Source organism: Pantoea sp. (assembly GCF_032114055.1).
In the GTDB taxonomy this organism is placed as follows: Bacteria; Pseudomonadota; Gammaproteobacteria; order Enterobacterales; family Enterobacteriaceae; genus Pantoea.
Map to the genome: position 1 here is coordinate 161,425 of NZ_DAMCTB010000006.1, position 25,828 is coordinate 187,252.

Here is a 25,828-nt window from a genome sequence, read left to right on the forward strand (position 1 = left end):
CGCAGGCTTTTTTTCTTTTACTCTTCATCATTCTCTGTAGAGCTGTTTTTTTCTTTAGTTCCTACTTGTTCTGATTCCTGAGATAATTTTTCATTGTCTTTATTATTTTTTCTTTTCCAACCATACTTGTTCATGATCGCATCAACCGCATCATCACCTTTAGAGAAAATGTCCTTAAACTTATCTGATGAAAGCAATTCCATTAATGGGGAAGAGTGAGCGCTTTCCTCTACAAAACGTAGTGGTGGCTCTTCCAATCTAGTCAAAGCATTACCAAAAAGTCGTTGTGAAAAGTCACTATCTAAGCTCAATGCTTCTCTACGGTAACCCTCATAAGCTTTCGAAACTGAAGCCTTAAACTCGTAGTCTTCAGCCAACCTGAATCGCTGGCCAATTTGCTTAGTTGCTAACCACGCAAACCATAGTGGCGCACCCACACTAAATATTGATAAAGTAAGCTGAATAAATATTTTTACTCCAGATGAATTTGGATCTGCCAAAAATGCTTCTAATGCATGTAGGCGATAATATCCAACGCAAGCACCAGCTATCAAAGCGGCCACCAACCCCAAAACCCAACATTGTATACTACGATTTAATTTTTCTGCCTTATCTTGGAAAGCACCTGCTAAGCCTTTGGATGTAGTTGTTCGAAATGCCTCCTCACATTTATCAATATAATTTTGAGCAGCCAATTGATAATTTTTCATGTAGTCATCTATAGATTCCATCATGTTATCAGAGAGTTCTTTTAAATTCGTTGCTAATTTTTCAACTTCTTCTTTAGCAACTGATGATGCTTGAAGGTTTTTTACTACTGTTTCATTGCAAACCTGTGATTGTATTTTTAGTGTTTCAATCTCAGAGTTGGTATCTCTGAGACTTTGTAAGGTTGTTGGCAAAGTCTCTGCCGCATCATAGGCTTCAATTATAGTTGAGATTTTAGAATCGATATCCCCTGTTTTGCCTCCAATTTCATTGAGCTTACCCTCATAAAAGGAAAGTCTGTTAATAATTCTTTTTGGCAAAAGCTCTCTATTTGATAGCACTTCAAAAGAAAATAACCTGTTTAAACTATCACTTACAAAAAACATAGAAAGGAGATATGAATTTAAGGAGGCAACTGCTGCGGTAACATTACCGCTGGTTATTGATGACACGTGATCTTTTGTTTTTTCAATGATAGATATAATGGAATCAATAGTATAATTATCTTCAGTGCTGGGGACGTATTTATTTTGCAAACTCAATCTTTCCATTAACTCAGATGGAAAATAAACGATATCGTCTTTTGTTAAATACGGAAATTGATAACCACCCCAAGCCGTTAAATCTTCATATGGAAATACCAATTCTTCCATGATTTTATGTAGCTGATCTAATTTTTCCTTGATTGGTAAAAGCTTCTCATGCATAGGTCACCCAGCGATACAGTGTAGTTTTAGGATTTATCTCAATTTAACCCGGCATCAACAAAATGAAAAGCATTGCTTACTAGTCTGAGCGCGCGCTCGTACCCCCGCCACGCCTGCCCGCTTTATGCAATGGTTTTCATGCACCTGCATGACATAAGCAAAAGCCCGCCAGAACTGGCGGGCCGGAGGATAAACGATCCTATTGGGATCATGCGGATTCATGCAGCATAGTCATGCACTACCGGGTTTATCTTCTTTCGTAGGCTCAGGCGTTGAGAAATCATCGAAAGATTTGTAGGTTTCTGTGTCGAAAAGTGAAACGCCCTCAACCTGATCCATCGGCATTACGTGCCGGAAATGCCCGAAATTGAGTGGCACTGAATCAGCTGTAATGTCCTGGCTCAGGTAAAGCTCAAAATATCTGTGCTGTTCGTGATAGCGCAGCGTATCTTTATCACGGTAGCCGCTGATGTAAGGGATGATGGCAAGGTGCTGTGTATCGTGATGCTCCATGCGAGGCGCTGCTACATAACCGATATAAACTTTCCGTGATTTCAGAGTAACGAAAATCAGCTGTCCTTCATCAATCGCCTGGAGCAGCAATGACTCAATGCCATCCTGCGCTGCCATTTCCCGATATGCCCTTTGCCTCTCTTCATTGTTTTCCAGCGCACGCTTAGCGCTGTTTCCCTGCTCAACAGCAAGCCATACAGCCATTCCCATTGAAAGAACAAAGAAAAGTGGATAGGACATGACCTCAACATCCGTCAGCCATGAGTAATAATCAGCATGGAGGCTGGGCCATATCATGCCCAAGATGTTGACTACAGTACTGACCAGAAGGAGAAAAACGAAAAGAGCGGTGACAACAGCAAAACCCTGAATAGCGAACTTACATCCATGCATAGCCACATAAAAGTAAGCATTCCAGCCGTCACTTCGGGCTAATTTTATGCGGGATTGGTAATGATTTTGTGTGTACCAAAACCCGCATACCAGAACAACCATAATAATCAACGGACCCATCAACTATCCCTGACGTTTAGCAGCTAACTCTTCCATACGTGCACGCATTGAGTCGCGCACCTGCTGATTTTTCATGTTAACCGTCGCTGAGCCGTTCAGGTCGGTAATGATTTTACCGTTCGAATTGCTGACGTCATGACGGATAGCTTCCTGCATGATCTTACCCGGAGCGGATAACATCTTTCTGAGAAGTTCGGTCATATTACCTCCTGATGACACGAACGCCGCTGGCAGCGGCGTTTACAGTGTGCTGCCATGTAACTATAGGACAGCTGCAAAATAATAAAATTCGGTTGGAGCTACTTCTTAACCTACTTACCTGTAGCAATCAACAGATTTCAGGTGCAATGCTCATTACGGCCTAACGCCTCGGAATGCTCGTTGTTCAACCTTGCCAGCGCCAAAATTAAATTTTGCCGCCAGCAACGTTATCAATATGCTTGGCTGCGGACTCACGCTACTCCGCAGCGTAAAAAATCTCATCATCAGGGAATTTTTCGCAGCTCGAATGCGCTAGTTCAGCGATGATACTCATCGCCAACTTCATGTCAGTTTGCTTGCAATTTGCAATAAGCGATACCTCAGCAATGAACTGAACGCAAGCCATCTTACGGTTTATCGGTGCCAAATCTTGAGTGTCCATCTAACCCTCCCTTTACTCTAAAGACTGTATAACCATACAGTAGTAGATGCGTTGCGAAATGTGAAATGTTTTTTCATTCAATCGGACCTAATCTGAAAATGAAATGTAAGTCTATCAGTGGTTACAACCTGTTATTTTGATTAGATAAAACCTTGCTTTCTCCTGACTAACGACTTCGCTTATGGCAGCTGTCTTAGTTCAGATCCATTGACTCCATTTATCATCTTCCTGCAGCCGTCCGTTCTGGTAAAAAATGCGCATACCTGCACCAGAATCAAGGCTCCCACCGGACAGAAGCAGATTTGTTTCCCTTTCCTCCCCGGAAAACCCCCTCACCCGCAGTTCTGCAACCAAAAGCGCCCGCTGATCATCGTCAATTTCCTGCTTATAACTCTGTTTCTGGCGCAGCTTCACCACCCGGAGACGCGCCAGCAGATCACGGCGCTGTTTTCTGGTCATGTTGTTGAAATCTGCCGGACCATACACAGGCGTTCCGCCCGGCTCGACAGGTTCAACAGTTACCGGCTCACTTCCTGAAATGCTCAGTTTTTCATCAGGGGGACAGTTATTGCCACGAGTCCAAGGGGCGCTAGCGCCCTGGTCGGCTGTCGCCTCCTGAACGTCAACGGCCTTACGGACCATTTTCCACTTCGTTGCGTGCGTGCAGATGCGGCCCGCCACTAACGGGGACCAGATGCCATAAATGCGAGTGCCGTGATCACCGTAAGGGGTAGGCTCGTCGTTAAGCTCATAGGCCGTTCTAACGATGTGATGTTTGCGCGGAACCAGTACGCCGCCCTGCTTCATGATGTAGGTGGCAAAGCAGCCCACATCTGCAGCGGCCAGCACAGCGTCCAGCTGCGCGTTTTCAAGTACTGGCGCCCCGGCCTTTTTATCGCTCTGATTTCTCAGCGCCTGACCGGCAAGCAGGCGCAGTTCCCTGTAAGCCTGGCGGCCCGGAATGCCAAAGAAGCGGAACTGCTGGACACGATGAAGTGACGCCCACGCGCCCACGTTCTCCGCGCTGTCACGCAGTGATTTACCCGTTTCTGCGCTGATCTCATCCGACAGTCCGCGCCCGTCAATATTCTTGCTCACGTATTTAGCGATATAACTGGTCGGTGAACCTTTGCGCGGGTTGATCAGCTCAGCCTTAAAGCGCGGACCGGTATTGCTGCCAAGCTCTTCGCGGTCTTCACGAATGGCAAATTTCCGAAGCAGCGCAGTGACTGAACGGCGCTCTTTTTTGCGCATGAAGCACAGCAGGTGCCAGTGTACGGTTCCATCATGATGCGGCTCCGCAACCCGCACGCCATACCAGCGCATACCGGCTTTGTGCATGGCCTTGCGGAAGGCGGCAAACGTATCAACCAGATAATCACTGCTCTGGCGAACCGTGGCCGTGGTCCACTTAGGATTGGGCCTGCCGTTGTTCAGGGTAGCGTGGAAACGCGACGGGCAGGTGATGGTGTAAAACATGGCGCAGTCGCCGCGCATCTCCGCGATAAGCTCCAGCCCCTTAACGCAGGCCATCATTTCATTGCGGCGGTGTGCCGGATTGCTGTTACTGGAATTCACCACGTCTTCCATATCCAGCGTATCGCCGTCGTCGCTGACCAGCTCATGTGAGCGGAAGAACTCCAGAGACTTGCGGCGCTGTTCGCGCTTATGGATCACTGCCTCATAGCTGACGTAGGGGGAGGCTTTTTTGTTGACCAGGCACACAGCACGCAGCTGCTCTTCACGCCATTCACAACGCAGCTGCCATAACTTGCGATACCACCAATCCGCGCAGAGCATACGTGCCAGCGAGGGCGGGATCAGATCATAGGGCACTGGCTTGCGGCGGCGCTTTTTGCGGCGTAGCTGCTCAAAGGCCGGGGGGATTACGTCCAGACGCATCGCTTCCGCTGCAATAGCTTCCCATGCCTGGCGGACCTGCTCCGGCGTCACGTCGTCACTGACGAACAGATGACCGCTGGCTTTATCGAGACACACGCTCATGTGCGCAGCAACCAGCGTTGACAAACGCTTGACCTGATTCTGGTTCATTTCAGGCAAGGCCAGCAGGCCGTCCAGCCCGTCGTGACCGGCCATATACCGGAATGAGGCTGAAATCTGGCTATCACGCACGCGGGCCAGCCTTTCAAGGCAGGGGCGAATAGTTTCGCGCAGGTAACGGGAATAAGCGTGCGGCCTGCCTAGATTGTGGAAAAACTTAACGCGATCCATGAGAGGCTTGCTGATGTGCGAAGGCTGGGCGCTGACATCTGCCACGATGACCAGATCAGGATTGAACTGCTGCTGTTCTCGGGCCATCTTTGCCCGGCTGATGATTCTGTCCTGCAAAATTTCGCGCTGAACAGGATCGCGGGATTCGTTGAAAAAATAGCGGTCCCAGACCTGATCGCTCACTGCCTCACGGCGCAGCTGCTCCTGCTCGTTGTCCGCAGCATAGAGAGCGATCAGGTTTGAAAGCGCAGAAACCGGCGCAACTTCCGCCGGGTCCAGTTTTGGATTTATCGCCTTTTTAGCGGCATTCCACGGATATGCTAATAGCTCAGTCATAACGCTCAACTTCATGACCAGCCTCACGAATCGCATAAGCGATCATGTCTTTAGCAACGCGATATTTCACATTAGAGCCACAGTAGATACGGAAATCAGGGATTTTCACCGGTGCAGCAAGTGCTACTGGCGCGGCGAAAGTAAAAAGAGGCTGATAAACCGATTCATCCTCTGAGGCATTCGGCTGCTGCTCCAATGAAACACAGACATCGGAAAACTTATTCAGGTAACGCAGAGGCTCAGCCTCCAAAGCCGCCAGCGCAATTCTCTGAATCTGCAGTTCGCTTCTTACATCAACGATGAACTCCGCAAGCCCTTTTTCCCCGACATAAAAAAACTCTAGGCAATGCTCAAACTGAGCGATCTGCTTTTTGCAGCAGGCAATGAGCCTCTGCTTTTCCTCATGAGTCATGATGCAACCCTCTCCTGAAGTGTTGCGGGTGTACGGGTAGCGATGATTTCTGGCGCGCTCTTACCTTCCCCGGCGGCCACGCCAACAGAGCGGGCGGCAGTGATTTTGGTCAGGCCAAATTCGCGGTAGATACTGCGGGTAAACAGCGTGTCGCTGTTTGAAACAATGACCGGGTTACGCTCAGAGATACCCAGCAGAATGCAGGCCAGCGAGTGCTGATCGTCGTCGCTGAACCCTTCGGTGTGATAAGCGGAGAATGTGCCGTGGTACGGCGGATCGCAGTACACGACATCACCGGCACGGACCATGTTCAGGGTTTCGCTGTAGCCCAGGCATTCAAACGTTGCGCGCTGGGCCTTCAGGGCAAAAGCCTCAATTTCGGCCAGCGGGAAATATGGTTGTTTGTAATGCCCGTAAGGATTATTAAATTCGCCTTTCTTGTTATAGCGGCAAAGACCACGGTAGCCGTGGCGGTTCAGGTAGAGGAATTGCGCTGCACGTTCCAGCAGTGGCAGCGCCGCGTTGAAGTTAAAATCTTCGCGGACCTGATAATAACTCTCTTCCGTTTTGTTCTGATTAAAGAGCGACAACGCCACGATAATAAACGGGCGCGTATGCTCTTTAACCTGGCGATAGAGGTTAATCAGATCGGGATTCACGTCGGCCACCAGATAGGCCGGATAATCCGTATTCATCATGACTGCACAGGAACCGGCAAACGGCTCAACCAGACGATCACCGGCGGGCAGGTGCTTAGTCAGTTCAGGCATCAGTCCGGACTTGCTGCCGGCCCATTTCAGGATGGTTTTCATAATGCCGCCCCTTTGTAATGCACGCTTTTCAGCTCACTGATTTCTTTGCAGGTCACGCAGAGGGAAACGCCCGGCAGTGCGCGGCGCCGCTGCTCCGGGATTTCTTCGCCACACGACTGGCAGAAAAACTCACTCGCCCCTGCGGGGCGGTGAGTCGCGTTTGCCAGATTGCGCGCCAGCTCTTCATGCACGCGCTGCTGTACCATGTCCATTGAGTCAGCCATCAGTGCATCTCCTGCGCCTGGTTCTCAAAGCGATCAGCCTCTTTGTCCAGAAGTTCGATGATTTCCGCCGCAGACATTTCCTCTTTGCGTGCATGAATTGCCAGCGCGGCCAGGCGGATTGAAACTGACATAGCATCATCAGAACGCTGCTCTGATTTGGCCTTGCTCAGCAGGGCATTAAGCGCATCATCATCAGCTTTAAAATTACGGGTCTGGATATTTCGCATTTCTCATTCTCCTGAATTCGGGCAAAAGAATGCCCGGCGGGTTTACGCCATTTAATTTCTTAGGGTTAATTAATTAGGTAACGTCAGATTCTTTGGAAATAAACTCACGACTGCTTTTAAGTGATTCATCGCGCTAATCAGCGCCGTTTTTTCGTCACTCGTCAGTTCACTGAAATCAACGCCGTGACGTTCTTTGCTGATATTTGCCAGGAAGAAAATCGCGCTCAGTGCGCGGCCATTCCGTTCTGCCTGGTGATCGCGCTTATCACGCATGTCTGCGATAAAGCGTTTCAGTTCATTGCTGCAATCGCCGTACATCATGGTGCGTAGCGCAGAGATGTGATTAAGCGCACTGGCACGCTGCCCCGCGTTCATCTGAACAGTGATACTTTCAGCTTTGTAAGCCATGATTCTTTCCTCTTACCGGTTAATTCTGCCAGCAGTTCGGCCTGTGAAATTGCCGGATGCCAGAGATGGCCTGTCTTTGTCTCTAACCATCCATGCCCAGAAGCTGCTAACTGCTGTGGTGGTGACTGATTTTTTAAAAGCCTCACAAATACCGGCATAATTCGCTTTTTCCCTTTTTAATCTCTCTTACTTCTTCACCCCGAAAACGCTCACCATTTACAAGAGTAAAAAAACCACTACCGTCGCCAGATATTGACGGGTAATAGAGCGCGACATCCTTTGCATCCACCGACATATCGCTGCCGCGATAGCGAAAGTGATAAATAAACCCTTCGCCCATAGCCCTAGCTCATGCCTATTGATGAACCGATCGCGCCTGCAATATCAACCGTTGAGGCGATTGTGGGGTTTGCATGAATGCGGGCCTGTACAGTCAGAGCAGCCAGCATCATGCAGCGAATGCCGGTATTAGCTGCTTCAACGATCCCGCGACGGCATGAGGTTGTAATGCTGGCATGATTAGCAGCACTGGCAGCGAGTGTCCCCACCTGCGCGGAAGCACTGAGCACGTAATCGGAAAACTTTTCTGCCGCATGTTCATTTACAGGAACGCATGGCAGACAGTGCAGCTGCGCCAGCATCCCATCTATCAAAGTCGCGTCTTCGGTCAGGTCTGTGAGCAGCAGCACTTCAGGAACAGTCAGCTGATGGGCCTGTTCTGGGTTCAGCTTGTTGCGAAGGGTCTGCACTTTCACCCCCGCGCGCTGAGCCAGCTCAGTCATGTTATGAGTAAGCGCAAACTTGCGACACGCATCATCATATTCGTTATGTGTGGAAGTCTTAAAATCAAACATCGCTATATATATCCCTATTCCGATATTGTTTTTCAGGCGCTCTTTGAAGTTCTAGAACGCGAACCGGAATCCGAAATCGCGAACTTAACTTCATGTGACGCAATAGCATCGATCGCTAACGCAGCAACGTTGATAAGCACAAGTTCACGTTTGCCATCCTTGCGAAGACGATGGCGGTAGGAAGAAAGGCGACCATCCTTGAGCATGAGATCGATTGTTTCAGCATCAATCCCTGTCTCCTGGCTGTACCTCTCCTTAGTCATGTGCGGAACTGTGAGCGCAATTGAAATGTTTGGCTGCATAAGTCAGAATCCCCAGATTTGGCGGTGCAACGCCAATTAGCCCGATTTACCAGTAATGAACGGTATTGAACCCAATTTCGTACTTCTGCGGCGAACTTTAGATCCGAAATTGGGTACTTGTCAAAGGTATTTTAGAACCCGAGGGGAATCATGGAGTTTACAACTGGAGGCAAAGAGGTAGTCCATCGCTTGCTGGACGCCTATGGCTTCAAAACTAGGCAGGCGCTTTGTGACCAAATGGGTGTCTCAAAAAGCACCATGGCATCTCGCTATTCCAGAGACATTTTTCCGGCAGATTGGGTTATACAGGCTGTTATGGAAACGGGAGTGAATATTGAATGGCTTGCTTTTGGCAGAGGCGTTAAGTACTTAAATGAAAACCACGCCGCAAAAAAAATCCCAAGTATAAGCCTCGAAAATGGCGTTCTTTCCAATGGCGAACTTCTTTATATTGATGAAAAGTTATTCCCAGAAGCCTTACGTGATGCGCATGTTCTGTTTATTGGTAGTGGGCGCTATATCGTTGATTTAGAGCCTATCGATATTGTTGACGGCTTATGGCTTGTTGAAATCGATGACAAGGCATCATTACGCGAAATAATGCGTCTACCTCAGCAAAAGATCAGAGTAACCAACGAGAGCGGCACATTTGACTGTCACATAAATGACATCAAACTGAGGGGCCATGTGGCTCTCGTAATGCGCAAAGAGAGTGCTTAAGTAATGACCGTTCGTAAGTTAAACACCGGTAAATGGCTTTGTGAGTGCTACCCGCAAGGACGCGATAAAAAGCGAATCAGGAAGTCTTTCCCGACAAAGGGTGAGGCCGTTGCTTATGAACAATATGTAATGAATGAATCGGCAAGTAGGCCATGGATCATTGAAAAAACTGACAAGCGAACTCTTTTGGAATTAGCCCAGCTTTGGTACGACCTGCACGGGCAAACTTTATCTTCTGGCTTAATGATTTTTCGTAAACTTAAACTTATCTCTAACGCTGTGGGAAATCCCCGAGCCGCTGACTTTACAGCTAATGACTTTGCCCACTATCGCAAGATGCGTTTAAGTGGAGAAATTTATTTAGACAAACGCTTTCCATACGGGGCATCAAACACCACATTGAATATGGATCACTCTCATTTGAACAGCATGTTTAGGGAACTGATCAGGCTGGGTGAATGGTCCCTGCCAAATCCCCTTGAAAATCTGAGAAAGTTAAGCACGACTGAGCGAGAAATGGCCTGGTTAGACCTGGCTCAAATAGAACGGTTGCTAAAAAGCAGCCGCGCAGAAGCCGATTTGAATCGTGTTATCAGAATCTGCTTGTCTACCGGCGCAAGATGGAGTGAGGCCCAAAACCTACGCAAGTCACAATTGAGCCCAAACAAAATCACGTTCACCAATACTAAAAGCAAAAAGAATCGTACGGTGCCGATCACCAAAGAATTTTATAAAGAACTTAGCAGCATCAAGAAGGAAATCCTGTTTGACGACTGCCACTACAACTTTCTTAGGGCGATTAAAAATTCATCTATTCACCTACCCAAAGGCCAGATGACACACGTACTCAGACATACTTTTTCAGCACACTTTATGATGAACGGCGGCAACATTTTGGTGCTTCAAAAAATTTTAGGTCATCACGACATCAGCATGACAATGAAATATGCACACTTTGCGCCGGAACATTTAGAAACAGCAGTAAAACTAAACCCCATTGAAATGGGAAAGAGTGGCGGCAAACTGGCGGCAGAAGTTACCCCTTATTAACCCTCACTACCCTTCATCACGGGTTTAAGTTACTGTTAAACAAATAAATAACTGTTTTTAATGGGTGAATATGAAAATCGGTCTTTTTTACGGTTCAAGTACCTGTTACACCGAAATCGTAGCGGAGAAAATTCGCGATTTCATTGGCGAAGAGTTAGTGACGCTGCACAACGTTAAGGATGATGATCCACGCCTGATGGAGCAGTACGATTTGCTGATCATGGGTATCCCGACCTGGGATTTCGGTGAGTTGCAGGAGGACTGGGAAGCGATCTGGACGCAGCTGCCCTCGCTGAATCTGCAGAATAAGATCGTCGCGTTGTATGGCATGGGCGATCAGATTGGCTATGGCGAGTGGTTTTTAGATGCACTCGGTATGCTGCACGATCTGCTGAAACCGATGGGGGTGCGTTTTGTCGGTTACTGGCCGCTTGAAGGCTATGAGTTTACCAGTCCGAAACCGCTGAGTGCCGATGGCTCACAGTTTGTGGGTCTGGCGCTGGATGACGTCAATCAGTTTGAGATCACCGATGAGCGCGTGGAGCAGTGGTGCGAACAAGTGTTAACCGAGACCGCCGGACTGCTTTAGCGCCCTCTGCCGGACGCAGGCTGGTGAAAGATCTGAATCCTTTTTTCAGCCTGACTGCGTTCAGGGCTCCGCCCTGCTGAAGCAGCAGGCGCGTAACGCCCGCCATTCGCCAGGCTGCATACTGTCCTGCATCAGCCACCAGCGCAGTATCTCACCCTGTTCGCTCTTCGCCACCAGCAATACGCCGGTCGGCAGCCAGCGCAGTGGCTGCACTGGCCGGAAGCGTTTACCCTGCCAGACCCAGCAATGCGTGCTTTGCCGCTGCAGCACGCCGCGCCGCTGCGTCAGCCGCCGGTAACGTTGCCAGCCCTCCGCCAGCAACAGCAGTATTATTGCGCTTTTGAGAAGCCACGTTTCTGCAGGTAACCTCAGCAGCCCAACACCGGTAATCGCAGCCACCAGCCAGGCGCACAGTAATCCGTACGCCAGCCGGGAAGGTCGCAGTTCACATTGCCACGGGGCCGCGATCATGGTTGCGCTGCTGGATCAGATTAACCATTCGCTTAAACTCAGGATCTTTCGGCTCACCATGATTCATCAGCCAGTTGAACAGATCGGGATCGTCACTTTTCAGCAGAGCCACAAACACACGCTTATCGGTGTCGCTCAGCGTGTCATACTCAAATTTGAAGAACGGCATAATCGCCACATCCAGTTCCAGCATGCCGCGACGGCAGGCCCACTGAATACGTGATTTATCATTAATATCCATGCATCAGTTTCCACAGTTCACAACGTGGCGCTTAGTGTAACCTGGTTTAATACGGCTCGCAGGCGCGGCGTCTTATGCTGTGCAATCCGCCACATTTCAGCCCGGACCTTTTCAGGGTTATCACGCCTTTTGTGCGCCGTTTTCCGTAAACAGGTTGCATTGCCAGTCGGCTCTTTTAACATTGAAGAGACTGTTCCGGATGAACCTTCTTATACAGGATATCTCCATGCCCACTTTTACTTTACCGCCGCGCCAGCCTGCCGCGTCGTCACGTCTGCCGTTAACCCTGATGTCACTGGATAACTGGGCACTGGTTTCGATCACCGGTGCCGACAGCACCGCTTACCTGCAGGGTCAGCTGACACTGGATGTTGCGTCACTGGATGCCGATCACCATTCGCCCGCCGCGCACTGCGATGCTAAAGGCAAGATGTGGAGCAGCCTGCGCCTGTTCCATCGCGGAGAAGGCTATGCCTATCTGATTCGTCGTGCACTGCGCGATACCCAACTGACCGAGTTAAAGAAATATGCGGTCTTTTCAAAAGTCGCGATGGTCGCCGACGATGAGTCAGTCGTGCTGGGCGTGGCCGGTTTTCAGGCGCGCGCCGCGCTGACTAGTCTGTTTGACAGCCTGCCCGACAGCGAAAAGCCGGTGGTGCAGCAGGGCGAAACCACGCTGCTCTGGTTCGCGCATCCGGCCGAACGCTTCCTGATTGTCACCTCGCAGGCCGTGGCGGAGACGCTGAAGCAGAAGCTTAATGACGATGCACAATTCAATGACAGTCAGCAGTGGCTGGCACTGGATATCGAAGCGGGGATTCCGGTGATCGATCCGGCCACCAGCGTGCAGTTTATTCCGCAGGCCACAAACCTGCAGGCGCTGGATGCCATCAGCTTTAAAAAGGGCTGCTATGCAGGTCAGGAGATGGTGGCCCGGGCGAAATATCGCGGTGCCAACAAACGTGCTCTCTACTGGCTGGCGGGTCAGGCGAGTCATCTGCCCGACGCCAATGGCTCACTGGAGTTGCAGATGGGTGAGCGCTGGCGTCGTACCGGCAGCGTGCTGGCCGCGGTGCAGTTAGATGACGGCACCAGCTGGATCCAGGTGGTGCTGAATAACGATCTGGAGCCAGATAGCGTACTGCGGGTTGAAGGGGATGAAGCCGGACATCTGACGATTCAGCCGCTGCCCTACTCGCTGGATGAGAGCTGATTCCGCCTGCTGGCCCTGCCGTTCAGTGGACGGGCCAGCACCGCTTAACGGACCAGGCTGGAATCAGCGTACATAGAAGTAGATGGCGCAGAAATGGCAGAGGCTGCCACCCAGTACAAATCCATGCCAGATGGCGTGATTATAGGGAATGCGCCGGACCACATAGAAAATCACTCCCAGCGAATAGACAATTCCGCCCGCCGCCAGCAGCCAGACGCAGCCTGGCGGCAGGATCATCGCCAGCTGATAAACCACAATCAGCGACAGCCACCCCATGCAGAGATAGGTCACCAGTGAGAGCGCTTTGAAACGCCCGGCTATCATGAGTTTGAACAGCACCCCTGCCAGTGCCAGCAGCCAGATGACCGCCATCAATCCGTAGGCCAGCGGCGTCCGCAGAGCGACCAGCAGAAACGGCGTGTAGGTGCCGGCGATCAGCAGATAGATGGCGCAGTGATCCAGCTTTTTCAGCCAGGGCCTGACCGGGCCATCGGGGAACGCGTGATAAAGCGTCGAGGCAAGAAACAGCAGGATCATGCTGCCGCCATAGAGGCTGTAACTGATAAATGTCAGCGTGTCTGCCTGCCTTTCAGCGGCCTGATGCAGCATCAGCAGCAGCCCGACGATGCCGGAAAGGCAGCCAAGACCGTGACTGATACTGTTGGCGATTTCTTCTGCGAACCAGTCGCCCGCAGCGGTACGGCTTTTATGAGAGAGCGTCGTGGTCATTTCCATTTCCTGAGCAACAGTCGCGCGAGATCACGCTCTTCAGCGTAACCAACATTTTTTTCAGTGTGCAGTTGTACGCTAAAAATTTCTGATGCCATTCTCTGCGCCTGACCCGCACGCTAAATCTGATAAACTAGCCGCCGGTCAACTGTTCAATGAGTCATTCATGTTTTCGCATCGCGATCTCGCCCGCCTTAACGATCTGGAAATGCAGGTCTATCAGTTCATCATTAAGCACCGTGAAAGCGTCAGCTATATGACGATTCGCGAACTGGCTGAGCAGACGGGGGTATCTACCACCACCGTGCTGCGTTTCTGTCGCAGAATGGGCTGTGAAGGCTGGTCAGAATTCCGCATCCGTCTGCGCTTAAACGAGAAGAGTCCGCCTTTACTTAACACGGCGGGCGTCAGCGACATGCTGAGCTTCTTTAAAAGTATTAATAACCCGGAATTTGAGGAGCTCATTGCGCAGGTTGCACAGAAAATTAATCAGGCGGAGCAGGTTTTCTTTATTGGCGTTGGCACCTCGGGTAGCCTGGCAAAATATGGCGCGCGTTTCTTTTCTAATCTCGGTAAATTCAGCCACGCGATTGACGACCCTTATTATCCTGTCACCCCCGATCTTTATGAAAATGCGGTTGCGATTGTTCTTTCCGTTTCCGGCGAAACCGAAGAGATCCTGCGGATTGCCAGCCAGTTCAGCCTGAACAAGTGTAAGATCGTAGCCATTACCAACACGGAAAGCTGCTCGCTGGCAAAGCTGGGTGATTTTTCGCTCTGCTATCATGTGCCGATTATCCGCACGGCAGACCATTGTGACATCACGACCCAGGTGCCGGTCACCTATATTATTGAAGCCATTGGTCGCCAGCTGGGGAAATAAAACACCCTGTTTTTCAGATGTAACAAACGCAATATCCGGCGCACTGTTATATCGTGACTTTCTTTATTGCCTTGCTACACTCAGCTCAATTTCACTATCCGGAACGGAGTCGCGCATGAGTGCAGAATTGCAGTTACCAAAGGGCTTTCTCTGGGGCGGCGCCGTCGCCGCGCATCAGGTTGAAGGCGGCTGGGATCAGGGTGGCAAGGGCGTAAGCATTGCTGATGTCCTCACCGGCGGTTCACATGGCGTGGATCGGGTGATCACGGATGGCGTGCAGCCCGGCCACTTCTATCCTAACCATCAGGGCGTGGAGTTTTATTCCCATTACAGGGAGGATGTCGCGCTGTTTGCCGAGATGGGCTTCAAATGTTTCCGCACCTCCATCGCATGGACCCGCATCTTCCCCAACGGCGATGAACAGCAGCCCAACGAAGCCGGTCTGCAGTTTTATGACGATCTGTTTGATGAACTGCTGAAGTATGGCATTGAACCGGTCATCACCCTTTCGCACTTCGAGATGCCCTATCACCTGGTTAAAGAGTATGGCGGCTGGCACAACCGCAAAGTGGTCGACTTCTTTGTGCGCTTCAGCGAAGTCGTGCTGAACCGCTATAAGAACAAGGTGAAGTACTGGATGACCTTTAACGAGATCAATAACCAGCGCAACTGGCAGTATCCGCTGTTTGGCTACTGCTGTTCAGGCGTGATCTTCACCGAGCATGAGAAGCCGGAACAGGCGATGTATCAGGTCATGCATCATCAGTTTGTTGCCAGCGCCCGGGTGGTAAAGCTCGGCCACGCCATTAATCCTGAGTTTAAGATTGGCTGCATGATCGCCATGGTGCCGGTTTATCCTTTCTCCTGCCATCCGGACGATGTGGTGCTGGCTCAGGAAGCGATGCATCAGCGTTATGTCTTCAGTGACGTGCAGATGCGTGGTGCCTATCCGGCTTATACCCTGAAAGAGTGGGCGCGCAAAGGCTATGAGATTCAGATGGAAGCCGACGATGCCCGCACGCTGCGCGAGGGATGCGCAGATTATGTGGGCTTCAGCTACTACATGAGTAACGCCGTGAAGGCCGATGCCAGTGGTGTTGATGATCCTATTACCGGCTTTGAGGGTGTGGTGAAAAACCCACATGTGAAAGCCTCAGACTGGGGCTGGCAGATTGACCCGGCAGGTCTGCGCTATGTCCTGAACGATCTGTATGAACGCTATCAGAAACCGTTGTTTATTGTGGAGAATGGCTTTGGCGCTATCGATAAGCCCAACGCCGGGGGCGTGATCGAAGATGACTACCGCATCGACTACCTGCGTGCGCATATCGAAGAGATGAAGAAAGCCGTAGCCTGGGATGGCGTCGACCTGATGGGTTATACGCCGTGGGGCTGTCTGGACTGCGTCTCTTTCACCACCGGCCAGTACGACAAACGTTACGGTTTCATTCATGTGAATAAAAACGATGACGGCAGCGGCGATTTTTCCCGTGCAAAGAAAAAGAGCTTCGGCTGGTATCAGCAGGTTATCGCCAGCAACGGCGAAAACCTGTAACGCCCTGCGCCCGCTCCCGGGTAATGCAGATTAACGGCCACCGGCAGCGTCAATGATGCTGCCGGTGACGTAAGAGGCCGCCTCACTGGCCAGCCAGACGATGGCTTCCGCCACCTCTTCGGCTCTGCCGCCGCGTCCCATCGGGATCGCGCTGGCAAGCCGATCCACTCTGCCTGGCTCGCCACCATCGGCATGCATCTCTGTATAGATGAATCCCGGCCGGACACCGTTCACCCGAATCCCCTGCTGTGCCACTTCCAGTGACAGGCCTTTAGTCAGCGTATCCATCGCCCCTTTTGAGGCGGCGTAATCAACATATTCGCCTGGTGCACCGATACGGGACGCGGCTGATGAGACATTGACGATAGCCCCGCCCTGACCGCCATGATGGGTGCCCATCCGCTTCACCGCCTCACGGCAGCACAGAAAGGTGCCGATCACGTTAGTGGCAAAAACCCTTTGCAGGCGCGCCGCATCCAGATCTTCGGTGCGGCACTGCTGAAACAGAATGCCGGCATTATTCACCAGCACCGTCAGCGGTTCAGGCTGCTGGTCGAGCTGCGCAAACAGCGCCATCACCTCCGCTTCATCGCTGATGTCTGCCCGAATCGCAAAAGCGTCACCGCCCTGCTGCTGAATCTGTGCCACGACCTGTCGGGCTTCCTCTTCGCGCTGGCGATAGTTCACCGCGACCCGATACCCCTGCGCGGCCAGCAACCGCGCCGTGGCACGTCCGATACCGCGACTGCCGCCCGTGACCAGTGCCAGTTTCATGCCGCTTCTCCTGAAAAAAAGGGCCGATGAATCGGCCCTGTGGGGTGATGACGCTGCGCGTTACTGATAGTCGCTCATCGGTACGCAGGAACAGAACAGGTTACGGTCACCAAAGACATCATCCAGGCGCTTTACCGTCGGCCAGTATTTGTTGTGGCTGCCTGCCGGGAAGACCGCCAGTTCACGACTGTAAGGGTGCGACCACTCACTGACGATTTCCAGCTGGGTATGCGGCGCATTGACCAGCGGGTTATCATCCAGCGGCCACTCCCCTGCGGCTACCCGATCGATCTCCATGCGGATAGCCAGCATCGCGTCGATAAAGCGGTCCAGTTCAATCTTGCTCTCTGACTCTGTTGGCTCGACCATCAGGGTACCGGCAACCGGGAACGACATGGTCGGTGCGTGGAAGCCGTAATCGATCAGGCGTTTCGCAATATCCAGCTCACTGATGCCGGTCTGCTCTTTCAGCGGCCGGATGTCGAGAATACATTCGTGCGCCACACGCCCATCCCGACCGGTGTAGAGTACCGGATAGGCAGACTTCAGGCGGCTGGCGATATAGTTGGCGTTCAGAATCGCCACCGAACTGGCCTGTTTCAACCCTTCTGCGCCCATCATACGGATGTACATCCAGCTGATTGGCAGGATAGAGGCGCTGCCAAACGGCGCTGCGGAGACGGCCCCCTGCTGCGTCAGGATGTCGTCAATCTGCACGACGCTGTGTCCCGGAACAAAAGGCGCGAGGTGCGCTTTCACACCAATCGGCCCCATGCCCGGACCGCCGCCGCCGTGCGGGATGCAGAAGGTTTTATGCAGATTCAGGTGCGAGACATCCGCCCCGATATAGCCCGGCGTGGTGATGCCGACCTGCGCGTTCATGTTCGCGCCGTCCAGATAAACCTGGCCGCCATGCTGATGCACAATCTGGCACACTTCGCGGATCGTCTCTTCATAGACGCCGTGCGTAGACGGATACGTCACCATGATGCAGGAGAGCTTATCGCCCGCCTGCGCCGCTTTTTCACGCAGATCGTTGAGGTCAATGTTGCCCTGCTTATCACAGGCCACCACCACCACGTCCATGCCCGCCATCTGCGCGGAAGCCGGGTTGGTGCCATGCGCCGAACTCGGGATCAGGCAGAGATGGCGATCGCCCTCACCGCGGCTTTCGTGGTAACGACGGATGGCCAGCAGCCCGGCATATTCGCCCTGCGCGCCGGAGTTAGGCTGCATACAGAGCGCATCATAGCCGGTGAGCTGCACCAGCCACTGCGAAAGCTGGCCGATCATCTGCAGATAGCCGGTGGCCTGCTCAGCCGGGCAGAAGGGATGCAGTTCAGCAAATTCCGGCCAGGTGATTGGGATCATCTCGGCGGCGGCGTTGAGCTTCATGGTGCAGGAGCCGAGTGGGATCATCGCCTGGTTCAGCGCCAGATCCTTTTTCTCCAGGCTGTGCATATAACGCATCATCTCGGTTTCACTGTGATGACGGTTGAATACCGGATGGGTCAGAATCTCACTCTGACGCTGCAGCCCCGTCGGAATCGCCTGGCCTGCGTGGGCGACATCGCTGTCGAGCGCCTCCAGATCCTGACCGTGGTCATCGCCCAGCAGAATGGCGAACAGCGCCAGGATATCGTCGCGGCAGGTGGTTTCATCCAGCGTGATGCCGACCGCGTTGTGGATGTCGCTGCGCAGGTTCACGCCAAAACTCTGCGCGCGATTCAGCACGGCGGCTTTATCCGCCACATCGACCGTCAGCGTATCAAACCAGTGCTGATGACGCAGCGTCAGGCCGCCCTGCTGCAGTCCGGCCGCCAGAATGCTGGTGAAGCGGTGAATGCGCGTGGCGATGCGTTTCAGACCCGCCGGGCCATGAAACACCGCATAGAGACCGGCGATGTTAGCCAGCAGCACCTGCGAAGTACAGATGTTGGAATTAGCTTTTTCACGACGGATATGCTGTTCGCGGGTCTGCATCGCCATACGCAGCGCAGTGTTACCTGCGGCATCGCGCGACACGCCGATGATACGGCCAGGCATAGAACGCTTATGCTCATCGCGGCTGGCGAAGAACGCGGCGTGCGGACCGCCGTACCCCATTGGCACGCCAAAACGCTGGGCGGAACCAAAGACGATGTCTGCGCCCTGCCTGCCAGGTGCCTCCAGTAAGACCAGCGCCATAAAGTCCGCCGCCATGCTCACCACCACTTTGCGCGCTTTCAGGTCGCCGATCAGCGCGCTGTAATCGTGCGCGTCGCCGGTGGTACCGACCTGTTGCAGCAGCACACCAAACAGGTCGTCATGCTCAACCGCTTTTTCTGCACGATCGATAATCAGTTCAAAGCCAAAGGTCTCCGCACGGGTGCGGACCACATCCAGCGTCTGCGGATGAATATCATCAGCAATGAAGAATTTGTTGGCGTTTTTGAGCTTGCTGACACGTTTTGCCATCGCCATCGCTTCCGCCGCGGCGGTCGCCTCATCCAGCAAAGAGGCAGAGGCGATATCCATGCCGGTAAGGTCCAGCGTCAGCTGCTGGAAGTTCAGCAGTGCTTCCAGACGGCCCTGTGAAACTTCCGGCTGATAGGGAGTGTAGGCCGTGTACCAGCCTGGATTCTCCAGCATGTTACGCAGGATCACCGGTGGCGTGATCACCGCGCTGTATCCCATTCCAATCCAGGATTTATAGCGCAGGTTCTGGCTGGCAATCGCTTTCAGTTCCGCCAGCGCCTGCTGTTCTGTGACGGCATCGCCTACCGCGGGCGGGCCCGGAAGTTGAATGTCTGCCGGCACAATCGTACCGATCAGCGCCTCCAGCGAACGGGCGCCGATGGCTTCGAGCATTTGCGCCTGCTGCTCAGGTGAAGGACCAATATGGCGCTCAATGAAAGCACCGTTGTGTTCAAGCTGGCTGAGAGTCTGAGTCATTAGCAGTAAATCCTGAATCGGGCTGGGGGAACCGGAGATCAAACAGAAATCTGCGGCCTCGTGGCGAGGCCGCCTGACGACTACTCGTCGATAGAGGCTTTATACGCATCGGCATCCAGCAGCGCGTCGATTTCAGACTCGTCGCTGGCTTTGAGTTTAAATAACCAGCCGCCGTCATAGGGCTCGCTGTTGACCTGCTCAGGCGAGTCGGTCAGCGCGTCATTGACCGCGACCACTTCACCGCTGATCGGCGCATAGATATCTGAGGCGGCCTTAACGGACTCGGCAACCGCGCACTCTTCGCCGGCGGCAAAGGTCGCGCCCACTTCCGGCAGGTCGACGAACACCATATCGCCCAGTAACTCCTGCGCATGTTCCGTGATGCCCACGGTGTAACTGCCGTCAGCTTCTTTACGCACCCACTCGTGGCTGTCACGGTACTTCAACGTATTTGGCACATTGCTCATTGGCCATCTCTCCTGAATGAAATTTACTGAGCGACCGGTTTACCGGCGCGGACAAAAACGGGACGGGTTACCTGAACCGGCATCTCGCGGTTACGGATCTCAACGATGGCGCTGCTGCCGACGCTGGCGGGTACACGCGCCAGGGCGATGCTGCAGCCCAGAGTCGGTGAGAACGAGCCACTGGTGATGATCCCCTCCTGCAACTGCCCCTGACTATCGGTGAAGCGCACCGGCAGGCCGTTGCGCAGCACCCCTTTTTCCCTGAGGATCAGCCCCACCAGCTTGTCGGTACCCCGTTCGCGCTGCTCTTCCAGCGCTTCCCGGCCGATGAAATCGCGATCGGCGGGTTCCCAGCAGAGGGTCCAGCCCATATTCGCGGCCAGCGGTGACACGCTTTCATCCATCTCCTGACCATAGAGATTCATACCCGCTTCCAGGCGCAGCGTGTCACGCGCACCCAGTCCGGCGGGCTTCACACCTGCGGCCAGCAGACGCTGCCAGAACCCGGCCGCTTCCGTAGCGGGCAAGGCAATCTCATAGCCTGCTTCACCGGTATAGCCGGTGGTGGCGATAAACAGATTCTCCGACGCCACACCGAAGAAGGGTTTCATGCCCGCCACTGCCTCGCGTTGCGCCTCAGTAAACAGCGTCTGCGCTTTCTGCTGCGCCTGCGGCCCCTGCACGGCGATCAGTGCCAGGTCATCGCGTTCGGTCAGCGTGATGCCATAACCTTCGGCATGCTGCGCGATCCAGGCGAGATCCTTTTCACGGGTCGCGGAGTTAACCACCAGCCGGAAAAAATCCTCGCTCATAAAGTAAACAATTAAATCGTCAATGACGCCACCAGAGGCATTCAGCATGCCGGTGTAGAGTGCTTTGCCCGGCTGCGTCAGCTTTGCCACATCGTTTGCCAGCAGGTAACGCAGAAATTCGCGGGTGCGCGGGCCGGTCAGATCGATAATGGTCATGTGGGAGACGTCAAACATGCCGGCGTCAGTGCGCACCACATGATGCTCATCCATCTGTGAGCCATAGTGCAGCGGCATCATCCAGCCATGGAAATCTACCATGCGGGCACCGCAGGCTTGATGCTGTTCAAACAGAGGTGTTTGCTGAGTCATAACGATCCTGTGCAGAAGCGAGTGAGTGCAAAAGTGCGCCGGATTTCAGTGCCGACGCAAACGTTCTCTTACGGCTGACGTTACCACCGAATTTAAGGATTAACCATAAACAAAACGGGGGCGAAATCAGAAACTCAGCCTAACCAGAAAGGCGCAACCGCAGGATAAAAAACTGCAATTTTGTGATTTATCGCTCAATAAATGCAGGGCTTTTAAATATACGCAGCAAATTTATGCGGGACGGCGTCGAGGATGTTAAAAAAATGCCGACCGAAGAAATCTAAGAAATGAAAAAAACTAATGCGAAATGCGTGGCAAAATTAGAATAAATCAAATGAGGAACCCTGCTGGTGCAGCGTTGCCTTCTTGTGGTGCAGAGGAACTTTAGCGATAAAAAAAGCCAGCGCAGGCTGGCTTTCAGAGAGGGGTTTTAGCGGAGCCAGCCGGGCAAATCGTTCAGCCCCATCGCCTGCTTCAGCATCATCGGTTTGACGCCCGGCAGACGATCGGCCAGTTTCAGGCCCACGTCGCGCAGCAGTTTTTTGGCCGGATGATTGCCCGCAAACATTTCACGGAAGCCCTGCATGCCCGCCAGCATCATGGCCGCGCTGTGCTTGCGACTGCGCTCATAGCGGCGCAGATAGAGGTGCTGACCGATATCTTTGCCCTGCTGATGCAGGCGACGAATTTCACCGATCAGCTCGGCGGCATCCATGAAGCCCAGGTTCACGCCCTGACCGGCCAGCGGATGAATGGTGTGCGCCGCATCGCCCACTAATGCCAGACGATGTGCAGCGAACTGACGGGCATAGCGCGCCACCAGCGGGAACGATTTGCGTTCACTCTCCAGCTGACACAGACCAAGCCGCATATCAAACGCCACCGAGAGCTGCTGATTGAACAGCGCGTCCGGCATGGTTTCCAGACGAGTCGCCTCCTGCGGCGCGAGGGACCAGACAATCGAACTCAGGTGCGGGTCCTGCATCGGCAGGAAAGCCAGAATGCCGTCGCCGTGAAACACCTGGCGGGCCACCGCAGCATGCGGCTTTTCCGTGCGAATGTTGGCTACTAACGCGTGATGATCGTAATCCCAGAAGGTCAGCGGAATATCGGCCTTGTTGCGCAGCCAGGAGTGAGCCCCGTCCGCGGCAATCATCAGCCGCGCGCTCAGCATGGTGCCATCCTGCAGGGTAATAAAGGCTTCATTGTCACCAAAGGCCACCTGCTGCAACTGTGCAGGCGCCATGAGGGTGACGTCGCTGCAGCCGCTGGCACGCTGCCAGAGCGCATGATGAATAACCGGGTTTTCGATGATATGGCCCAGATGCGACAGGCCCTGCTGCTGATCATCAAAGGCGATGGTGCCAAAGCTGTCTCTGTCCCACACTTCCATGCCGTGATACGCGCTGGCACGCTGTGAGAGAATGGCCGACCAGACATCGAGCTTCTGCAACAGCCGTTCGCTGGCGGCATTGATGGCTGACACGCGAATGGAGGGTGACGTACTCAGCGCCATCGGCGGCTCCGGTGCTTTCTCCAGCACGGCGATACGCAGTCCGCTGCCCTGCAAGCCACAGGCCACCGCCAGTCCCACCATACCGCCACCGGCAATCACCACATCAAAAGTTTGCATCTGAGCCTCTTTATTAACGCTTAACCCAGCCTAGCGTGCGCTCGGCCAGTTGATTTCGTAGCCACGGCAGATGGTCCATCGCCAGCAGGCCCAGGTTACGTCCTGCCACCAGCGGTCCATAACGATTCGCGAAGACGCGTACCAGACCGTCGGTTATGCCGATGGTGGCGGCGCGGTCAGCCTGGCGACGCTGCTGATAGTGATGCAGCACCGGATAACTGCCGGGATCCTGCTGTTGCCGATGGGCGGCGGCCAGCGTTTCAGCCAGCGACATCACATCACGCAGCCCCAGGTTAAAGCCCTGCCCGGCAATCGGATGCAGCGTCTGGGCCGCATTGCCGACCACCGCCACGCGATGCGCGATCGGTGACACCGCCTGGTGCAGCGCCAGCGGATAATAGTCACGCCGGCCGGTGTAGGTAAACTTACCCAGTCGCCAGCCAAAGGCGCGCTGCAGCTGGCTGAGAAATTCGGCATCGCTCCACTGTGCAACCTGGTCGCGCTGCGTGTCCGGATGACACCAGACCAGCGACAGGCGGTTGTCAGACATCGGCAGCAGCGCCAGCGGGCCATGCTCGGTGAAACGCTCAAACGCCCGTCCCCGATGCGGTAGCGCCGCAGAGACATTCGCGATCACCGCAATCTGCTGATACGTCTCACTCTGCCACTGGATGCCGCACGAGGCGGCCAGCGCAGAGCGCGTCCCATCTGCCGCAATCAGCAGCTGACCGCTGAGACGCTCGTCATTATCCAGCGTTACCTCAACCTGCCGCGCAGTGCGCTCAGCCCGGACCACGCGGGCCGGACAGCGCAGGGTAACCCCCGGCGCTTTTTTCAGCTCCGCAAACAGCCGCTGCCCCACGTCGAACAGCCCGACCACCTGCCCCAGCGCCGGAATAGCGTAGTCCGCCGCCGTTAGCGAGACAAAACCAGCATGACCGCGATCGGAAACATGGATATCGCTAATCGGCGTGGCACAACCGGCAATAGTCTGCCAGAGGTTAATATCCGCCAGTTGCTTGCAGGTACCGGCAGAGAGCGCAATCGCGCGGCCATCAAAGCCCGGATGTGCACGGCTGCCCGGCTCACTGCTTTCAATCAGCGTAACCGGCAGTGTGCCCTGGGTCAGATGGGAGATCGCCAGCGCCAGCGTCGCCCCGGTCATGCCGCCACCGGCAATCAGAATCGTCATGCCTGTCGTGCCGCCGCCATCAGTGCTTCAATCTCATCGGCCTCTTTCACGACGCTGTCGGTGAGATTCTCAATGCCGGTTTCGGTGATCACGATATCATCTTCAATGCGGATACCAATACCGCGATAGCAGGCGGGCACATCCGCATCCGGCGCGATATAGAGACCAGGCTCAACGGTTAACACCATGCCCGGCTCCAGAATCCGGTCGCGGCTCGGCGTACCGTAGTGACCGACATCATGCACATCCAGGCCCAGCCAGTGGCTCAGGCCATGCATGAAGAATGCACGGTGCGCCTCTTCAGCAATCAGGGTATCAACATCACCCTCCAGGATCTCCAGCTCCACCAGCCCTGTGACCATGATGCGTACTACTTCATCATTCACTTCACGGATGCTGACGCCAGGCCGGAACAGCTCGAGTGAGCGATTCAGGGAGGCCAGAACGATGTCATAGATGGCGCGCTGGGCCGGGCTGAATTTGCCGTTCACCGGGAAGGTTCGGGTGATATCGCCTGCATAGCCCTGGAACTCGCAGCCTGCGTCAATCAGCACCAGATCGCCGTCGCGCATCTCGCTTTCGTTTTCGGTGTAGTGCAGGATGCAGCCGTTTTCGCCCGCGCCCACGATGGTGTTGTAGGAAGGATAACGTGCGCCGTGACGGGTAAATTCGTGATGAATTTCGCCTTCGAGTTGATACTCGAACATGCCTGGCTGACAGGCCTGCATCGCACGGGTATGCGCCAGCGCAGTGATTTCTCCGGCACGGCGTAACAGCGCGATCTCATCCTCATCTTTAAACAGGCGCATCTCATGCACCCAGGGACGCCAGTCTGTGACGGTAGCTGGCGCGCTAAGATTCTGGCGGAAACCGCGGCGCAGCTTATCCAGCGCGCCGGACACCAGCGCATCCGCATAGGTATATTCGCCCTGCGCATGGTAGATCACATCCAGGCCGTTGAGCAGCAGGTGAAGCTGTTCACCGATGTCATTCCAGGGTAACGCACGATCGACGCCCAGTTTTTCCGGTGCCGCCTGCTGGCCCAGCCGGCGGCCAGACCAGATTTCTGCATTGAGATCACGTACCCGGTTAAACAGCACACTGTGGTTATGATTTTCGTCGCTTTTAATCAAAACCAGCAGCGCCTGCGGTTCATTAAACCCGGTGAAATACCAGAAATCGCTGCTCTGGCGGAACGGATACTCGCTGTCATTACTGCGCGTAACTTCAGGCGCAGCAAAAATCAACGCTGCGCTTCCTGATGCCATCTTCGCCAGCAGCGCCTGACGACGCTTCTGGAAGCGTTCCAGTGAAATCATCTCTGCACTCCCTGTAAACTGACCGGTTAAACTTGTTGCCCTGAAC

At 53.7% G+C, this 25,828-nt stretch carries 30 protein-coding genes; 6 read left to right on the forward strand and 24 right to left on the reverse strand.

All coding sequences use genetic code 11. The annotated features are described in order from the left end of the window. Positions 1–17 precede the first annotated feature (17 nt). The 14 genes from RT657_RS12440 to RT657_RS12505 all read right to left on the reverse strand — a co-directional run bounded on the left by RT657_RS12440 (position 18) and on the right by RT657_RS12505 (position 8,891). The gene (locus RT657_RS12440) at positions 18–1,415 is read right to left on the reverse strand and encodes a hypothetical protein (protein ID WP_313654819.1); all 1,398 of its coding nucleotides are present in this window, start codon (positions 1,413–1,415) and stop codon (positions 18–20) included. Between the two features lie 231 nt (positions 1,416–1,646). Beyond that, positions 1,647–2,441 (reverse strand): hypothetical protein, encoded by a 795-nt coding sequence (locus tag RT657_RS12445; RefSeq protein ID WP_313654820.1) that lies wholly within the window; start codon positions 2,439–2,441, stop codon positions 1,647–1,649. A 3-nt stretch (positions 2,442–2,444) separates the two neighbouring features. Then, positions 2,445–2,642, reverse strand: a complete 198-nt coding sequence (locus RT657_RS12450; RefSeq protein ID WP_022549167.1) for a hypothetical protein — start codon at positions 2,640–2,642, stop codon at positions 2,445–2,447. Positions 2,643–2,898: 256 nt separating this feature from the next. Further along, on the reverse strand, positions 2,899–3,084 hold the full coding sequence (locus tag RT657_RS12455; RefSeq protein ID WP_313654821.1) for a hypothetical protein: 186 nt from the start codon (positions 3,082–3,084) through the stop codon (positions 2,899–2,901). Positions 3,085–3,282: 198 nt separating this feature from the next. Continuing rightward, complete coding sequence (locus RT657_RS12460) at positions 3,283–5,652, reverse strand: replication endonuclease (protein ID WP_313654822.1); 2,370 nt, start codon at positions 5,650–5,652, stop codon at positions 3,283–3,285. After that, positions 5,645–6,064, reverse strand: a complete 420-nt coding sequence (locus RT657_RS12465; protein WP_313654824.1) for a hypothetical protein — start codon at positions 6,062–6,064, stop codon at positions 5,645–5,647. The genes RT657_RS12460 and RT657_RS12465 overlap by 8 nt, the downstream gene beginning before the upstream one ends. After that, positions 6,061–6,876, reverse strand: a complete 816-nt coding sequence (locus RT657_RS12470) for a DNA adenine methylase (RefSeq protein WP_313654825.1) — start codon at positions 6,874–6,876, stop codon at positions 6,061–6,063. Before RT657_RS12470 ends, RT657_RS12465 begins: the two co-directional genes overlap by 4 nt. Beyond that, positions 6,873–7,100 carry a TraR/DksA family transcriptional regulator gene (locus RT657_RS12475; RefSeq protein WP_313654826.1) on the reverse strand — a complete coding sequence of 76 codons (228 nt, stop codon included), beginning with the start codon at positions 7,098–7,100 and terminating at the stop codon, positions 6,873–6,875. Before RT657_RS12475 ends, RT657_RS12470 begins: the two co-directional genes overlap by 4 nt. Further along, positions 7,100–7,327 carry a DUF2732 family protein gene (locus tag RT657_RS12480; protein ID WP_275102776.1) on the reverse strand — a complete coding sequence of 76 codons (228 nt, stop codon included), beginning with the start codon at positions 7,325–7,327 and terminating at the stop codon, positions 7,100–7,102. Before RT657_RS12480 ends, RT657_RS12475 begins: the two co-directional genes overlap by 1 nt. A gap of 69 nt (positions 7,328–7,396) precedes the next feature. Continuing rightward, positions 7,397–7,735, reverse strand: a complete 339-nt coding sequence (locus RT657_RS12485; RefSeq protein WP_313654827.1) for a DUF5347 family protein — start codon at positions 7,733–7,735, stop codon at positions 7,397–7,399. Beyond that, positions 7,699–7,893, reverse strand: a complete 195-nt coding sequence (locus tag RT657_RS12490) for a phage filamentation protein Fil family protein (protein WP_313654828.1) — start codon at positions 7,891–7,893, stop codon at positions 7,699–7,701. Before RT657_RS12490 ends, RT657_RS12485 begins: the two co-directional genes overlap by 37 nt. Continuing rightward, complete coding sequence (locus RT657_RS12495; protein ID WP_313654830.1) at positions 7,878–8,075, reverse strand: hypothetical protein; 198 nt, start codon at positions 8,073–8,075, stop codon at positions 7,878–7,880. The genes RT657_RS12490 and RT657_RS12495 overlap by 16 nt, the downstream gene beginning before the upstream one ends. A gap of 4 nt (positions 8,076–8,079) precedes the next feature. Beyond that, on the reverse strand, positions 8,080–8,589 hold the full coding sequence (locus RT657_RS12500) for a phage regulatory CII family protein (RefSeq protein WP_313654831.1): 510 nt from the start codon (positions 8,587–8,589) through the stop codon (positions 8,080–8,082). Positions 8,590–8,621: 32 nt separating this feature from the next. Continuing rightward, the gene (locus RT657_RS12505; protein WP_313654832.1) at positions 8,622–8,891 is read right to left on the reverse strand and encodes a hypothetical protein; all 270 of its coding nucleotides are present in this window, start codon (positions 8,889–8,891) and stop codon (positions 8,622–8,624) included. A gap of 150 nt (positions 8,892–9,041) precedes the next feature. Between RT657_RS12505 and RT657_RS12510 the strand changes: the two genes are divergently transcribed. The 3 genes from RT657_RS12510 (at position 9,042) to fldB (ending at position 11,250) form a co-directional block, all read left to right on the forward strand. Beyond that, positions 9,042–9,611 (forward strand): phage repressor protein CI, encoded by a 570-nt coding sequence (locus RT657_RS12510; RefSeq protein WP_313654833.1) that lies wholly within the window; start codon positions 9,042–9,044, stop codon positions 9,609–9,611. Between the two features lie 3 nt (positions 9,612–9,614). Continuing rightward, complete coding sequence (locus RT657_RS12515; RefSeq protein WP_313654835.1) at positions 9,615–10,661, forward strand: tyrosine-type recombinase/integrase; 1,047 nt, start codon at positions 9,615–9,617, stop codon at positions 10,659–10,661. Positions 10,662–10,731: 70 nt separating this feature from the next. Further along, positions 10,732–11,250: a flavodoxin FldB gene (fldB, locus tag RT657_RS12520; protein ID WP_313654836.1), complete on the forward strand. Its 519-nt coding sequence runs from the start codon at positions 10,732–10,734 to the stop codon at positions 11,248–11,250. A gap of 60 nt (positions 11,251–11,310) precedes the next feature. Here the strand turns inward: fldB and RT657_RS12525 are convergent, their stop codons facing one another. After that, positions 11,311–11,721, reverse strand: a complete 411-nt coding sequence (locus tag RT657_RS12525; protein ID WP_313654838.1) for a protein YgfX — start codon at positions 11,719–11,721, stop codon at positions 11,311–11,313. Then, a complete protein-coding gene (gene sdhE / locus RT657_RS12530; protein WP_313654839.1) occupies positions 11,696–11,962 on the reverse strand; it encodes an FAD assembly factor SdhE in 267 nt (88 codons plus the stop codon). The genes RT657_RS12525 and sdhE overlap by 26 nt, the downstream gene beginning before the upstream one ends. A 226-nt stretch (positions 11,963–12,188) precedes the next feature. Here sdhE and ygfZ point away from each other — a divergent pair, with 226 nt between their 5' ends. Then, positions 12,189–13,175 (forward strand): tRNA-modifying protein YgfZ, encoded by a 987-nt coding sequence (ygfZ, locus tag RT657_RS12535; RefSeq protein WP_313654840.1) that lies wholly within the window; start codon positions 12,189–12,191, stop codon positions 13,173–13,175. Between the two features lie 63 nt (positions 13,176–13,238). Here ygfZ and trhA read toward each other — a convergent pair whose 3' ends face one another. Further along, positions 13,239–13,904: a PAQR family membrane homeostasis protein TrhA gene (gene trhA / locus RT657_RS12540; RefSeq protein WP_313654841.1), complete on the reverse strand. Its 666-nt coding sequence runs from the start codon at positions 13,902–13,904 to the stop codon at positions 13,239–13,241. Positions 13,905–14,070: 166 nt separating this feature from the next. Between trhA and RT657_RS12545 the strand changes: the two genes are divergently transcribed. Together RT657_RS12545 and RT657_RS12550 are read left to right on the forward strand one after the other, a co-directional pair. Continuing rightward, positions 14,071–14,787, forward strand: a complete 717-nt coding sequence (locus RT657_RS12545) for a MurR/RpiR family transcriptional regulator (RefSeq protein ID WP_313654842.1) — start codon at positions 14,071–14,073, stop codon at positions 14,785–14,787. Positions 14,788–14,902: 115 nt separating this feature from the next. Beyond that, positions 14,903–16,342 carry a 6-phospho-beta-glucosidase gene (locus RT657_RS12550; protein WP_313654843.1) on the forward strand — a complete coding sequence of 480 codons (1,440 nt, stop codon included), beginning with the start codon at positions 14,903–14,905 and terminating at the stop codon, positions 16,340–16,342. Between the two features lie 30 nt (positions 16,343–16,372). Here RT657_RS12550 and RT657_RS12555 read toward each other — a convergent pair whose 3' ends face one another. The 7 genes from RT657_RS12555 to pepP form a co-directional block, all read right to left on the reverse strand. After that, on the reverse strand, positions 16,373–17,116 hold the full coding sequence (locus RT657_RS12555; protein WP_313654844.1) for an SDR family oxidoreductase: 744 nt from the start codon (positions 17,114–17,116) through the stop codon (positions 16,373–16,375). Between the two features lie 60 nt (positions 17,117–17,176). Continuing rightward, on the reverse strand, positions 17,177–20,050 hold the full coding sequence (gcvP, locus tag RT657_RS12560) for an aminomethyl-transferring glycine dehydrogenase (protein WP_313654845.1): 2,874 nt from the start codon (positions 20,048–20,050) through the stop codon (positions 17,177–17,179). An 80-nt stretch (positions 20,051–20,130) separates the two neighbouring features. After that, complete coding sequence (gene gcvH, locus RT657_RS12565; RefSeq protein ID WP_128083932.1) at positions 20,131–20,517, reverse strand: glycine cleavage system protein GcvH; 387 nt, start codon at positions 20,515–20,517, stop codon at positions 20,131–20,133. A gap of 23 nt (positions 20,518–20,540) precedes the next feature. Further along, positions 20,541–21,638, reverse strand: coding sequence for a glycine cleavage system aminomethyltransferase GcvT (gcvT, locus tag RT657_RS12570; protein WP_313654846.1), 1,098 nt, complete (start codon positions 21,636–21,638; stop codon positions 20,541–20,543). Positions 21,639–22,068: 430 nt separating this feature from the next. Continuing rightward, on the reverse strand, positions 22,069–23,271 hold the full coding sequence (ubiI, locus tag RT657_RS12575; RefSeq protein ID WP_313654847.1) for an FAD-dependent 2-octaprenylphenol hydroxylase: 1,203 nt from the start codon (positions 23,269–23,271) through the stop codon (positions 22,069–22,071). Positions 23,272–23,284: 13 nt separating this feature from the next. Continuing rightward, the gene (gene ubiH, locus RT657_RS12580; protein WP_313654848.1) at positions 23,285–24,463 is read right to left on the reverse strand and encodes a 2-octaprenyl-6-methoxyphenyl hydroxylase; all 1,179 of its coding nucleotides are present in this window, start codon (positions 24,461–24,463) and stop codon (positions 23,285–23,287) included. Further along, positions 24,460–25,782, reverse strand: coding sequence for a Xaa-Pro aminopeptidase (pepP, locus tag RT657_RS12585; RefSeq protein ID WP_313654849.1), 1,323 nt, complete (start codon positions 25,780–25,782; stop codon positions 24,460–24,462). Before pepP ends, ubiH begins: the two co-directional genes overlap by 4 nt. Positions 25,783–25,828 lie beyond the last annotated feature (46 nt).